Origin of the sequence: Bariatricus sp. SGI.154 (assembly GCF_050313795.1) — a bacterium.
Classification (GTDB): domain Bacteria; phylum Bacillota; class Clostridia; order Lachnospirales; family Lachnospiraceae; genus CAMBRQ01.
Window position 1 is genome coordinate 126,806 of the sequence record NZ_JBNPMC010000001.1, and the last position, 14,174, is coordinate 140,979.

A 14,174-nucleotide genomic window follows, 5' to 3' on the forward strand; every position below is an offset into this window, starting at 1 on the left:
TCAGCAGCCCATGACTCTCATTGACACCGTACACTTCCGACTCATTCCAAATTCGCCAAAAACAATTCATAGAAATCATCTTCCCCTGCCAGCATCGGTGAATTCTCTCCACCGCCGTTCGTACTTCTTTTCATGGCAGCGTGGAACTCCTCTCCGGCGCAGATCAGTTCCATCTCGTAGATCTCATATCCAAGTTCCCGGCACACTTTGCAAAACGCCGATACCGGATCTTTCTCCTCTCTGGTAGCCAGCAATCTCTTCTTAAGTTCTTCATCTCTTAACGCCTTGTTCTGTAACTCATCCAACATTCCTACAACATCTGCCATAATTCTCCCTCCATATCTGCCATATTTCAAACTTTTGTCTCTTATTCCTACGATTACACCGTTATTTCTTCTTCCCACAGCAGTGTTTATATTTCATCCCACTGCCACAAGGGCAAGGATCATTTGGATATGTCTTCCCTACTATGGAAAAACCCGTTTTACGGTCTCTATTGCATAACTCTGCCCTTGTATATCCCCTACAAACAACTGTACGCGTATGATTCAACAGTTTCCGCATCTTCTTCTCAATAGTCTTCACCTGTTTACGCCTTGAAACCGACTCTCCGAATTGCCTCAATCCTTCTTCAAACGCCGCCATCAGCATATCCAAGTCATAGCCCATATGAGCCCAAGTCTTAAGTTCGGAATAAATCATCTTTGAAAAAGGCTCTTCCAATTGGTACTCCGTCTGAACAAATTTTACAAATTCCTTTGCCGGTTCATCCAAATCATTGTCATACCCTCTTACATATTCCATCATATATGAAAGGAATTCTTCTTTTTTCTCCGGAACATAATAAGGAACTTCTCCCTGCATCTCTAGAAGCCAGCGATACATCTCTTCTTCTTCCAAGTCTTTATGAAATAAAAGGTCTCCCTTTCTACACATCGCAGTACCCGCCGCAACAACATCATCAATCAGATCAATCACTTCTTCAATCGTAAGTTCATCTTTTTCATATTCAAGATAAATTCCTGCCATTTTATCAATTGGGATCACACCGTACAGATATCCGGCACATTCACAATAATCTGCTATCAGCCATTTCCGTTCTTTATCTCTTCGATACTGAATGGTAAAGATATTCTGATATTTCTCCCTTACATCTTTGGGAATCCTCAACACCCCCACCATGTTAAACGCTCCGTACGCACACAAGAACAATGATTTTCCAATCACTTCCTCATTCATCCAGATCCCTGCCGGATGATTCATGGCTTTTTCGAATATTTCGACTTCTTCTCTTGATACCACCTCAAGTATACCCCTCATATACTCATCATCTAACAGCCGTTTGGCAATCCACTTGGCCAATTCTGCTTTCTTTAATGAAGTATATCCTGAAAAAGCATTCACTTTAGCAATCATTGTCAGTACTTTCTTCGGATACTGTATGAGAACTGATTCTAACGTTGGAATCTCCCCAGCATCTTTATTTTGCTCTATCCAATTCTCCGCTATTACTTTCCGCTCATACAGTTCATCCATCATCAGATCCATTTCATCCAATAGCATCTCTCTGCCTTCAACAGATTTCAAAAACTCCTCAAATTCCTCGTCCGCATCTCTTGGCTCTGCCTCATCAAACTCCATTCCCCTGAGTACTTGATTCGCATATTCCAGTTCAAACTCCTCTGCTTCCTCTATATACTCATAGAATCTCCACAGTCCCCCGCAGTCTTCTAACATATATGGACCTTTGGACTTCACCACTGCAGCATAGCGGTATTCATACGGCACAATCTTCTCTACCACCAGGTCATGCTTCCAGTCATCTCCAAAATCATAAGTGTATTCGCACCTATTTCCTTCCCACATCCATGCATCAATACACTCTTTCTCAGCATCTTCCTGTCCATAATCATCCGGATCAATTGTAAATATTGCATCTTCATTCTTAAAATAGAATTCATACAGATGGCTATGTGTCCATCCAAATACACTTTCAATCACTGCATCCAAATCGGCAAACGTAATTCTATCCGGTACAATCACCCTTCTCCAGATTGGCGGCTTACTTCCTCTTATTGTAATTTTAATCTGATAGCCCATAATTCCCCTTTCTTATCTTTCATCTGTTCGTTTGGCGTCTCACAAATAACCGGACAATACCGATCACTCTACTCCAACCTTCGCACAGATATCCCTCAGGCAGCACCTGTCGCAATATGGCTTCGTTCTCGCCGTACAGACATCCCGTCCATGATATACTAAACGATGGCAGAAATCACTTCCTTCTTCCGGTGGAATAATCTTCCACAGTTCCATCTCCACTTTCTTCGGCTCTTTGATTCCACCCACCAGCCCCATGCGATTGACCAGACGTATGCAGTGTGTATCCGTTACGATTGCTGGTTCTCCGAAGACATCTCCCATAATCAGATTCGCGCTCTTTCGTCCCACGCCCGGTAATTTCAGAAGCGAGTTAAAATCCTTCGGTATCTTGCCGTCATATTCTTCCTTTAATATCTTCATACAGGCACTAATATCCCTTGCCTTATTCTTTCCCAGCCCGCATGGTCTGACGATCCGCTCGATATCCTCTACCTCCGCCGCTGCCAGGGCATCCACATCCGGGTATTTGGCATACAGATCTTCCACAACCACATTGACTCTCGCATCTGTACACTGCGCCGCCAGCCTGACGCTCACCAATAATTTCCACGCCTGGTCATAATCCAGGGTACATCCTGCATCCGGATATTCTTTTTTCAGGCGCTCAATCACTTCCAACGCTAATTCTTCTTTTGTCATACTTCCTCCTGCTCCAGATAGTTCCATCTAATTCCGGAATCTTCCATAGTTCTTTTTTCCTAATCCCAATATGCTTATGAACCATATTTTTTATCTACTTTGCTCCTAATCATACCATAATCACTGTAACTTGTTAAGTTTTTGCTAAAAGACTTCTTATTTTAATGCTTTTTGATGTTTTTTATTCTGTTTCTCTTTACTTCCGATTTCGCACGGTATATAATCGTTAAATCCCAGATGCATATAAAATGCATCAGATATATCAAATCCACATAGTATTTGCAGATTATATACAGATAAAATGATTCAGGAGGAACTATGGAAATCACATACGACTATTACCGTATCTTCTATTATGTAGCCAAATATAAAAGTTTTTCCAAAGCTGCTGCCGCGCTTATGAGCAACCAGCCGAATGTCTCACGGTTCATGAACAACCTTGAAAACCAGCTCGGCTGCAAACTCTTCATCCGCTCCAACCGGGGAGTGACTCTTACTCCTGAGGGAGAGAAACTCTATCACCATGTTGCGATTGCCTATCACCATATCCAGACCGCTGAACTGGAACTGGCGAATGACAAGAGTCTTGCGAATGGCAGCATAACCATTGAAACCAGCGAAACTGCGCTGCATATACTGCTGCTGCCTATCCTTCAGAGATTCCACCAGACCTATCCCGGCATCCGTCTCTGTATCTCTAACCATACAACACCGCAAGCACTGCAGGTACTAAAAAGCGGTCTTGCTGACTTTGCAATTGTCACCTCGCCCAAAGAGATGCACAAACCACTAAAAAGGACACCGCTCGTACAATTCCAGGAGATTCTGATAGGAAGCAGCCAATATGCTTTTCTGGCAGATACCACGAACCATCTGTCCGAATTATCCGGTTATCCGCTGATCAGCCTGGGCAAAGAAGCAGCCACCTATGAATTCTATTCGAAACTTTATTTACAGCATGATCTGGTATGGAATCCCGATACGGAGGTTGCTACAACCGACCAGATTCTTCCTCTTGTAAAGAATGGTCTTGGAATTGGCTTTGTACCAGAGAAGTTTGCTTTAGATGCTCTTGCAGCAGGCGAGGTATGCCAGATCCCTCTCTATGAGGATATCCCCTTCCGCACGATTTGCCTGATTGAAGACAGAAGCCACTCGCTAAGTATTGCCGCCAATGCCTTAAAACGCCTGCTGTTAGAGACCTGCGTCACAAGGCGGTCTCCTTCTCAGTCTGTATAACAGACAATCGTATAATATACAATTTGTATATCTGATATATAAATATTACATAGGTAGAAAAACGCAAATTCGTTTGACACTTGAAATAGATGCTCTTATAATTTGGGACGAGACAAAAGGAGGGTATCACAGGAAGCTGAAACGAGAGGAGACATATTTATGGAAAGCTACAAATACCTATTGGATCTGGCAGTCATTCTGCTGTCCACAAAACTTCTGGGACTTGCAACCAGAAAAGTACAGATGCCGCAAGTTGTAGGGGCACTTCTTGCCGGGGTTATCCTTGGACCGGCTATGCTGGGAATCCTGACTGAAACGGATTTCTTACATAATGTAGCCGAGATCGGCGTCATCATATTGATGTTCTGTGCCGGACTTGAGACAGATATCAAGGAACTTAAGGCAAGCGGAAAAGCATCTTTCGTTATCGCATTGTGCGGTGTTATCGTCCCGTTAATTGGAGGCTTCGCCGCGGCATGGTTCTTTAACAAGCCGGGAATCATTGATTCCGATGCTTCCAGCAGTATATTCTTACAAAATATTTTTATCGGCGTTATCTTAACGGCAACTTCTGTAAGTATTACAGTAGAGACTCTAAAAGAACTTGGAAAGTTAAAGACACGTTCCGGTAATGCAATCCTTGGCGCTGCTATTATCGATGACGTTCTCGGAATCGTGGCTCTTACTATTGTAACCAGCCTTGCGGATTCGTCTGTCAATATTGCCGCTGTCATGCTGAAGATTGTGGGGTTCTTCGCATTTTCCGGCATTGTTGGTTTCTTCTTCTACAAAGCGTACAAAGCCTGGACGGCCCGGGCAGACAGAGGACTTCGAAGGCATGCGATCATGGCATTCGTGTTCTGTCTTGTAATGTCATATATTGCTGAGAAATTCTTCGGTGTTGCAGATATTACCGGTGCTTTCATTGCCGGACTGATCATCTCCAACACGAGTAAATCTACCTTTATACAGCGCAAATTCGATACCCTATCTTATATGTTGCTGTCGCCGGTATTCTTCGCAAGTATCGGTCTGAAAGTAGAACTGCCGAAGATGAATCTGGCGATTGTAGAATTCGCAGTCATCTTGACTGTCGTAGCAATCCTGACTAAGATCGTAGGCTGCGGTCTTGGCGCAAAGGCATGTGGCTATAAGAATTACCAGTGCAAACGAATCGGAGTCGGTATGATCTCCCGTGGCGAGGTCGCCTTGATTGTTGCTAACAAGGGAGAGGCACTTGGAATGCTGGGAAGCAGTTTCCTTGGACCTGTCATTATCGTGGTTATCATCACAACCATTATCACTCCGATCCTTTTGAAGATCATATTCAAGAGCGGACCGAATATCAGTACATTACAAAAGGGAGAAGAGGTCACCTCATATTATGAAAATGCACCCCTTTACCGAGGGGAAGGACATGATACTTCCAGCCAGATAGGAGAAGACTTCATTTCTTTTTAAGAAATTTTCGATTTGTTTAAGGAATTGAACATATTTTAGACACATTTATCCATTATACTAAGAGTCAGATAGTTGAAGAACACATTCAACTATCTCCCCCCTCACAAAGTATTGCACCCAGGAATTTTGATTCCGGGTGCCGCACTTTACTCTCATTCCTTTTAGATAACTATAACAACAACGAGAACCCGTTAGCCGGTCAGGTTAACGGGTTTTCTCATGTTTAGTTATCAATTTACGCATTTCAGTCAAACTTTTTATCCTGCCTCCTATTCTCATGTATCCTAATGTATGTATATCCAATGCATATCAGGAGGTATCGAAGATGAAGTTTTATTCATATTTAAAAGAAGAGCACAATTATACCGATTACCAGGTTAAGTTAGTACACTATGTGTTAATGTCTCTTCTGTCTGAATTCAGCAAATTCATACTGATGGGAATATTCTTTTACTATACCTCCAATCTTACATACTATCTTTTCAGTGTCTCGTTATTATTAATCCTGAGACGCTATAGCGGTGGGCTACACTGCAACTCCTATCTGGCATGTCTGATAACATCCTTCTGTTATCTCTACGTGTGCATTACCATATTGCCACAGTATGCTCCTGCCAGATTAATACAAATGGTACTTCTGGCTGCTGCTATTATGATCGGTTATTATATCTCGCCGATTCCATCTCCTTACCACAAGGAACTACAGCACGGTCAGATATTTTCCTATAAGATGGTACTAACCGTACTAATCTTTCTGTATTTTATCAGCGTGTTCATATTTCCCCCGAACCGGTACCTTACGACTGGCTTCTGGGTGATTATGATACATATGCTGCAACTTGGCGCAGCATACTTGAAAAGCGTTCTTAAGGAGGTGTAATGTATGAATTTCATCAAGAGAAATCTGGCTGGCATGCTTGGCAGTTTCTGTCTCGCCTTTGTCTATGTCCTTCACTGGAAAGGATGCAGTATGCTCTTCTTTGGAGAATATCCATTCCCGGAAGAAGAATAAGCAATGCCTAAAAGCCGTCATTTCCAGCCTAGGAATGACGGCTTTTCGTAATCATTACACCTATGATCAGCCATTCCGACTTATCTCTATTTTCTTTATCTACGAGCAGATCAAACCCATACTTGCGGGAATATTTCTGCAGTTTGCCAAGTCCAAGTCCCATATGCCCTTCTTTACTGCTATATCCATTTTCAAAAAACCGCATAATCTCTGCACGGGATATGTTCTTAATCGGATTAGCCATCTCAATTCTAAGAGAATCCTCATCCTCTTCTATCTTAAGCGCCACCCGTGATTCTTCTATGTCCGCGACTGCCTCAATGGCATTATCCCATAAGATTCCCAAGATCTCGATCAATATGAAGACCGGTATCTCCCTGTCGCCCGGCAATATCTTCACCGAATATTCAATCTCAATTCCCCGTCTATCCGCTTCACTGAATTTCCCATATAAGAATCCGGTAATCACCGGATTACTGCTGCTAAGCAGCCTATAGAACTTATTGTCCTGCAATACCATCTCACAATATGCATCCTGTTCCCGCACCAGTTCCTCATAATTATGTATGGAATAATGCTGACATCGGATAGCCTGGATATGATTATAAAAATCATGCTGGCGTTCCCGAATGCTCTCGATCATCTCCCGAAAAGAATCATCATACACCTCATGCATCTTTAGTTCCACTTCTTTGGCATATAATTTTTCCCGCTCCATCTGCCAGCAATAAGATAAGATACACACCATGCTTCCGAAGGTCATCAACATCAATAGTTCATCCAGCGACATCTTCATATACCGTTTATACTGAATGATCGACTGGACCAGACTTGCACAGAATATGGCGGTCACCACGAATATGACTACATTCTTCTTTAATACAAGTTCAAATAACTGATGCAGTTTTCTTCTTGACAGATACTGAACGACCAGTACGCCAAGATTAATGTACACCGCCAGCAGATTATCCGATAATCCATCCTGCGGAAACAGGATCGTAGGTATACTTACCATCAATTGCAGAATGCCCACAATCATAACATAGAGCATATTGCTTATCAAGGTTCTCTTGACATCCCTGTCAAATTCGACCATGGAATATACGAATGTCAAAATATAAAGCATACTGATCATGATTGGATTCACCGCATAAGTATGAATCAGTTCAAAGATCAGGGCATCCGCACATACCAATAAGATTCCCGGAAGATCCACCCTGATCTTTCTGCCATGCAGAAAATGCAGGCAGAGAATTACATTGCAGATTTCCAGCAAAGCATAGATTCTCCTAATCATCCATAAACTCCTGATATACCGCTTTCTTATAAGAAGGACCGATCTCTATCCGGATATCATCCTGATCGATTCCAATATACCGGTTCACGATATCTATATATTTAACATGCATCTTATTCACTACAGTGCTGCGGCTGCACTGCAGGAATACCTCCTGATTCACCTGTTTCAATAACTGCTTAATGGTAATGTATGGCATCTCCAGAATCTCATCCTCCATATGAAGAATTAAGATATGATTCTTCACTTCTGCATAGAGAATCTTCTGGGAATGCACCGCAAACAATATGCCTTCTTTGCGAAGATAGATTATCTGGTTCTCTTCCTGCGGCGCCTGATACTTCAGTGACTGCTCGATCAGTTCCACAGCTTGCTTCATGGAAAATGGCTTCTCCAGATAGCCAAAACTATGGAGTTCCTTATACGCATACAACTGAGGATCTGTAAGCGCCGTAATAAAAATAATAGGCGTAAACATATATCTGTCGTGCTTTCTGGCCAAATCTGCAAATCTGATTCCTGATACATCTCCTGGTTTTTCCGTCGTCAGAATAATATCAATCACAAACACATCGATCCGCTTTGAAAATGCCACCGCGCACGCCTCTTCATACGTCTCCGCCTTATAAACCACAATATTCTTTTCTATCTTACTAATTGCCTGCGTAAGCGCATTAAGCGTCTTCCTGTTATCTTCTACAATTAGTATATTTTTCATTCATTGTACTCGCTCTCGTTTTCAATTATTAAGTCCAGCGCTGTCTCAAGGAATACTTCCAACTTGTCCTTAACTGTATCTGAAAATCCCTCCCACATATAGTTCATCTCATCTAAATAGTATAACCTAGAATCCAGAATCGTTAAAGGAGAATATTCTAATTCACAATATAACGTGTTCAGAATCTCCGAATCCGGATAGACCGACATCTTCTCAATCCGCCGATATCTTTTTATATTAATATCCAGAATCTCTGCCATCCTTACCTGGGATATGCCCTCCACTCTACGGATATTTTCCCAGACAGATACCGAATCACTTTCACCTTGAAAGAGTTTCAGGCTTCTGTAAGACCTCGGGGATATCGTACTCTTCTGATGATCCAGCCCAATCCCCTGATTCATCGCCCATAGCATGACTTCAAGAAGATCTTTCTTCCCCTCCGTAGTCCTGCATCTAGCAATGAGTTCATCCATCTTCCCATAATTCCGTGGGATTCCAGTAATCAGATAGCAGACATCTCCACCTTGCTCTTCAAAATACTTCAGGCTCTTATAAGAGATTCGCTTACTTCCTGACTCTATCTTCCAATAATGACTCTGATCAATTCCGAACTGTTCGCCCATCTCTGCCTGAGTTTTATTCAGAGAGTTTCTATATGATGTTAATCTTTGTAGAACTTTCGAATAATTTGATGAATCCATGCACATTCTCCAATAGGTTTTCCTATATTTTAGAATGTTTCGAATGTCCTACTTCTATCCCAAATGTGAATATTTTCTACCTATGAAGTATATGGATTCTTTTTTACATATGAAAGAACTATGGACTCTTATTTTCTCCTTCTAAATTAACTCTAATATCTGAAAGTTTCCTGCCTCTTTTCCTATCTGACAGAAAAGTTTTCTCATATTGCTTTCTCCTACATTCCCTTTCAGCGTCATATGGACAATCTGATTCTCTGCTTTCGTCTCAAGACTCATACTCAATATATCAACCTGGTTCAGATTGACCATATTAATGAACAGGTTCAGATTATTATTGCTGCTGCTTAAGCAAAAAGCAATCTTCACCTGCTGATGCTCTTTCCCAGCATCCATTCCTGCCGCCTTAAGAGCCTCTGCAAGAACCTCTTCCTGCATCTTTGGCAGAATGCCATACTCGTATCTTCTGCAAATACTCATGAGCTGCTTTAAAAATGCTACATACTCATCATGAATCCCGGCATCTACATCCGATGCACGTCTCTCAATGATCACTGCTTCTCGCTCCGGCACGTACACATCCCCTCCGGTTTTAGCCTTCGTCTCGGCAACATGCCTGGCACATTCCATACGCTGGATAAATAAAGGCTTCATCTGTGAATCAATCGCATCTATCTCTACGCGTATCTCATCTAACGTCATATCTTCATCTCCTCCTACGCTTCTTATCTTACCAAATCCTCTTGATAATTAGCAATACAAACATTAGAATTCCCACAAATGAAATGATTTTTCCAGCATTTATCCCCGGTGCATGATAAGTGATCTCTACCGTATGCTCTCCTGCTCCTATCTTGCAGCCAAGAAATGCCATATTCACCTTCTCGGCATCCACCTTATCTCCATCAATCTTTATCTCATAATTCGCATCATATGGAATCGTCGTAATAAAATACCCATCTCTCTTAACCACTACGCTTCCTGTAATCCGATTCCCACTGGTTTCTTCCCTGTCCACTCTGAATTCTGACTGGTATAATTCGCTGCTTCTTTCTTCCACACTTTCTATGGATTCTTTCTCAAGGCAACACTCTATATCAGTAATCTCGTAGTCACCCGCACCAAATGTCAATTCTGCCTCCTGACTGTTCGAATCCAATACGACGGCATAGGTAAAAGTAGTGTTTCCATTATAATAGATATGATCTCTGGCACTCAATTTATTGCGTTCTCCCTCCAGCCATATGGCGATATCCCGACCCGGCTGTTGGTTCTTTACCTTGAATCTCAGGAATAATATCTCATCTGCTGATGCATCTGCAATATTTTCAGAATTCGTTCCGTCAGATGTACTTGCCTGAATTTTTACCTGGATTTTCTCCTTCTTCTCTGCGTGGATCTGGTATCCCCCACTTATTGGCCCAACCCGCAGTTCTTCATTGTCAGTCTCGGGATTCTTAAATTCCGCCTTCACTGTATTTTTGATATCATCCTTGGCATTTTCCTTGACATTTCCCGCAACAGCGTAAGATAGCAACGCCGTCTGATTATAAGGGAACTCCAACTGCTGATAAACTTCCTCGCTTATTACTCGATCTGTCGCATACGCAATAGGCGAGACAGATTCATTACGCCACACCTTTTCATTCCCAATCGTCCGGTATAATTCATATCCCGGCTCTTCCTCTTTTGACAGGATATATTTTACTCCCATGAATCTCTGCCATATTGGATTCTTGGATACCGACTGCATCAGATAATTCCGATAAGGCATATCAAGTCCGAATATTTCCTGCCTAAACGCCATATAATCCGCATTATAAGCCGAAGAATACATAGAAGAGACATACTGCCACATGTTCCAGACCCGGTTCAGATTCGCAGCATTCTCAGTATCTGATCCGCCCTGCTCCATCCGATAGAAGCCGTCCTCATCTTCCAGAATCTCTCCAATCGCCTCTCTTAGTTCCTGATCCGTTACCTCCTGATAGAATTCCCTGCTTTCCATCTTATCTGCGCTCACATGGAATACATTGCCGAATACAGTCAAGAATACAATCGGCGGCACTGCCAGCAGCAGTATATCCCTTTTTCGCCAGAAAATCAGAAGACAAAACAGCATTATGACCGCATCAGCCATAATGATCTTCCAATACCTCGTATAATCGACCTGTTCCTTCCCCAAGTATAGGATTACAAGTACCAGGAGAAAAGGAATTCCACTTACAGCAAAAGAAAGTTCCCGCCTCTCCTGTTTCTGCCAATAATACGCACACAGATAACAAATCAGCGGCAGCATAGGGATCATCGCCTTGTCACGGATATACAATCCCCCATTCAATAAATATGCGAATACCGGCACAGTCAGTATCATGATACATCCATAGGAAAGAACCCGCTCATAGTTCTTCCGATATGCCAATCCAGTGATAAGAACTGCAATTGCCAGCGTGGTAAGTCCGATTCCATAGGGCGAGTAGACGAAGCGCAGGATCTGCGTATCGGGAATCAGTAATGATTTTAACGCAGAGAGAATCCCCGCTCCCAGATTCACTTCTCCGCTTCCATCAGGATGGCTTCTTGCCATCAGTGCAATTGCCGTTGGCACAAGCAACACGCCACTCATCAACACCGCCGTTATCATCGGCACGAGGAATCGGATACCTTCTATCAGGAACTTCTGAAACGTTACTTTATCTCCCTTCACCTCCTGTATCTGAAGATACCGATGCATTCCATATAATACAAGTGCCAGCATCCCCCCGATACTGAAATAGAAACTGGTCATAATCATCAGAAATACACTTCCTGCATATAAGCCCGCTCTTCGTTTTTCGAAAAAACGATCCACTCCCAGAAAAGCCATGCACAAAAAAGGCATATAATTAACAAACATAATCTGATTATAAGAATGAAAAATCATCGGTCCCGACAGCAAATACATAAATGCCGCAATAAAACTGATCTTTTCGGAGAATCCTCTTTTCATAAGCCAGTGATACAAAAGCATCACCGCCGCCATCAGGCAGAGAATCCCGGACACCATAATATAATCTCCCATTTTCACAAATGGGAGATTATAGGATAGAAGAATCACGGGATTATATAATCCATAATAAGAGAAATGATAGATGTTCTGTCCGCCGCCAAGATTCGCCGCATATTCTGGAAATAAATCCCCAGTCTCATAGAACTGCTGCCGGAAATAATCCGGAATTACACTGTGCTGGCTGATCCAGTCCACTTTGGCTCCGAAGATCCCGTACCGCCAGCAAAAGAGCCAGCAAAAGAACAATGTCAATATCCCCAGTACAAGATAAGGGAGCACAAGATCCAATTGCCGTCCCCTTATACTCCCCTTCCATCTTCCAGAAACCTGATGCTCCTTATTGAATTTATGCTCTAACCACTTCATGATGCCTCTCCTTTACCTCATCGCTGGAATCTTTCAGAATAAATATGGGTCTATGCTTTGTCTCCAGATATGTCTTCGACAGATATTCCCCTACGATTCCTGTACAGAATAATTGAATCCCGCTAACCATGAAAATAATACACGCAAGGGACGGCCACCCGGATACCGGGTCTCCCCATACAAGTGTACGCACTATAATCACCATAATCATAACAAAAGAAAGCATACAGAATACAACTCCCACGACAGATGCCAGTGAAAGCGGTGCAACGGAAAATCCAGTGATTCCCTCCAGCGAATACATGAATAACTTACGAACCGACCATTTCGTCTCCCCTGCAGATCGCTCCACATTCTCGAACTCCAGCCACTTGGTCCGAAATCCCACCCACTCGAAGATGCCTTTCGAGAAACGGTTGTATTCACTCATCTCAAGCACCGCATCCACCATCTTGCGACGCATCAGCCTATAATCTCTGGCACCATTCACGATCTCCGTCTTAGATATCTTGTTAATGAATTTATAGAAACTCTCCGACAGAAAAGAACGAATCTTCGGTTCTCCGGTTCTGGTAGAGCGCTTCGTCGCAACGCTGTCATAGTCTTCCTCCTGCAATATCCGATACATTTCCGGCAGAAGTTCCGGCGGGTCCTGAAGGTCCACATCCATTAACGCCACATAATCACCGGAAGCATTGCTGATTCCGGCATAGATTGCCGCCTCTTTTCCAAAATTCCTGGAAAAAGACAGATATTGACACCGCGAATCTCTTAGGTTCAATTCCTTCATAATAGAAAGCGTCCGGTCCGTAGAGCCGTCATCTACAAAGAGCAGTTCTATCTCTACCTTCTGCAGTTCCTCCATTCGCTCCATAACCTTACGCATCTCCCTATAATACACAGGAAGAGCCTCTTCCTCATTAAAACATGGTACAATTACCGTCATCTTATTCATCATGCCGTACCTCCTGACTTTCTGTTTCGAAAAACAAAGAATTTACTAATAATATAATTCACCGCTATTACGATGAACTGCATCACCAATTTGCTGTTAAAATCTGAAATATGCATATATTCTATTAAGACATCTGTCCCCACAATTTCCAAAAGCATCGACAGCCCTCTCATGCCCCCGAATTGCCCCAGTTCCACCAGGCTTTGCTTCCAGCCATCCCAAACAGAACGAAACACACGCCATTTATTTACGACAAATGCAAACACAATTGCTATGAGAATGGATACCAGATTCGCAATTCGCACATTCCATCCTGTCTTATATCGCAATAACGCGAATACTGCCAGATTCACAGCCGTGGTACATCCACCGTAAAACAGATACCGTACCATCTCAGTTGCAGAAATCTTTTGCAAAGATAATCTCAGTTGTCTTGCCCGTACCTTCATCTATCAGTTTTCCTCCTTGCATATCATCCTACTCTTAGTTTCTTAAGAACTTCTACAAATAAACCTTAAGATTTCTTAAGAAGAATCATATATTTCCCTTTCTTTTTATTATTATATAACAC

The 14,174-nt window shown here is 42.6% G+C and carries 14 protein-coding genes; 4 read left to right on the top strand and 10 right to left on the bottom strand.

Annotation, left to right across the window (positions count from 1 at the left end):
* Positions 1–41 precede the first annotated feature (41 nt).
* The 3 genes from ACQRBN_RS00655 to ACQRBN_RS00665 all read right to left on the bottom strand — a co-directional run bounded on the left by ACQRBN_RS00655 (position 42) and on the right by ACQRBN_RS00665 (position 2,802).
* Complete coding sequence (locus ACQRBN_RS00655; RefSeq protein WP_427736995.1) at positions 42–326, bottom strand: hypothetical protein; 285 nt, start codon at positions 324–326, stop codon at positions 42–44.
* 61 nt (positions 327–387) lie between these two features.
* Positions 388–2,100, bottom strand: coding sequence for an IS1096 element passenger TnpR family protein (locus tag ACQRBN_RS00660; RefSeq protein ID WP_427736996.1), 1,713 nt, complete (start codon positions 2,098–2,100; stop codon positions 388–390).
* A 63-nt stretch (positions 2,101–2,163) separates the two neighbouring features.
* Complete coding sequence (locus tag ACQRBN_RS00665; protein ID WP_427736997.1) at positions 2,164–2,802, bottom strand: endonuclease III domain-containing protein; 639 nt, start codon at positions 2,800–2,802, stop codon at positions 2,164–2,166.
* Positions 2,803–3,120: 318 nt separating this feature from the next.
* Between ACQRBN_RS00665 and ACQRBN_RS00670 the strand changes: the two genes are divergently transcribed.
* The 4 genes from ACQRBN_RS00670 to ACQRBN_RS00685 all read left to right on the top strand — a co-directional run bounded on the left by ACQRBN_RS00670 (position 3,121) and on the right by ACQRBN_RS00685 (position 6,514).
* The gene (locus tag ACQRBN_RS00670; protein ID WP_427736999.1) at positions 3,121–4,041 is read left to right on the top strand and encodes a LysR family transcriptional regulator; all 921 of its coding nucleotides are present in this window, start codon (positions 3,121–3,123) and stop codon (positions 4,039–4,041) included.
* A 159-nt stretch (positions 4,042–4,200) separates the two neighbouring features.
* Positions 4,201–5,502: a cation:proton antiporter gene (locus ACQRBN_RS00675; protein WP_427737000.1), complete on the top strand. Its 1,302-nt coding sequence runs from the start codon at positions 4,201–4,203 to the stop codon at positions 5,500–5,502.
* Between the two features lie 325 nt (positions 5,503–5,827).
* Positions 5,828–6,382 carry an accessory gene regulator B family protein gene (locus ACQRBN_RS00680; RefSeq protein WP_427737001.1) on the top strand — a complete coding sequence of 185 codons (555 nt, stop codon included), beginning with the start codon at positions 5,828–5,830 and terminating at the stop codon, positions 6,380–6,382.
* A gap of 3 nt (positions 6,383–6,385) precedes the next feature.
* Positions 6,386–6,514: a hypothetical protein gene (locus ACQRBN_RS00685; RefSeq protein ID WP_427737003.1), complete on the top strand. Its 129-nt coding sequence runs from the start codon at positions 6,386–6,388 to the stop codon at positions 6,512–6,514.
* 28 nt (positions 6,515–6,542) lie between these two features.
* On the opposite strand, the gene ACQRBN_RS00690 is transcribed toward ACQRBN_RS00685, so the two are convergent.
* From ACQRBN_RS00690 to ACQRBN_RS00720, 7 genes are all read right to left on the bottom strand, one after another.
* Positions 6,543–7,811, bottom strand: coding sequence for a sensor histidine kinase (locus tag ACQRBN_RS00690; protein ID WP_427737004.1), 1,269 nt, complete (start codon positions 7,809–7,811; stop codon positions 6,543–6,545).
* Positions 7,804–8,529 (bottom strand): LytR/AlgR family response regulator transcription factor, encoded by a 726-nt coding sequence (locus ACQRBN_RS00695; protein WP_427737005.1) that lies wholly within the window; start codon positions 8,527–8,529, stop codon positions 7,804–7,806. Before ACQRBN_RS00695 ends, ACQRBN_RS00690 begins: the two co-directional genes overlap by 8 nt.
* Positions 8,526–9,233: a helix-turn-helix domain-containing protein gene (locus ACQRBN_RS00700; RefSeq protein ID WP_427737006.1), complete on the bottom strand. Its 708-nt coding sequence runs from the start codon at positions 9,231–9,233 to the stop codon at positions 8,526–8,528. The genes ACQRBN_RS00695 and ACQRBN_RS00700 overlap by 4 nt, the downstream gene beginning before the upstream one ends.
* A 141-nt stretch (positions 9,234–9,374) precedes the next feature.
* The gene (locus tag ACQRBN_RS00705) at positions 9,375–9,935 is read right to left on the bottom strand and encodes a chorismate mutase (RefSeq protein ID WP_427737008.1); all 561 of its coding nucleotides are present in this window, start codon (positions 9,933–9,935) and stop codon (positions 9,375–9,377) included.
* A gap of 28 nt (positions 9,936–9,963) precedes the next feature.
* A complete protein-coding gene (locus ACQRBN_RS00710) occupies positions 9,964–12,648 on the bottom strand; it encodes a YfhO family protein (RefSeq protein ID WP_427737009.1) in 2,685 nt (894 codons plus the stop codon).
* A complete protein-coding gene (locus ACQRBN_RS00715; protein ID WP_427737237.1) occupies positions 12,629–13,603 on the bottom strand; it encodes a glycosyltransferase family 2 protein in 975 nt (324 codons plus the stop codon). The genes ACQRBN_RS00710 and ACQRBN_RS00715 overlap by 20 nt, the downstream gene beginning before the upstream one ends.
* Positions 13,603–14,052, bottom strand: a complete 450-nt coding sequence (locus tag ACQRBN_RS00720) for a GtrA family protein (RefSeq protein WP_427737010.1) — start codon at positions 14,050–14,052, stop codon at positions 13,603–13,605. The genes ACQRBN_RS00715 and ACQRBN_RS00720 overlap by 1 nt, the downstream gene beginning before the upstream one ends.
* Between the last annotated feature and the right edge of the window lie 122 nt (positions 14,053–14,174).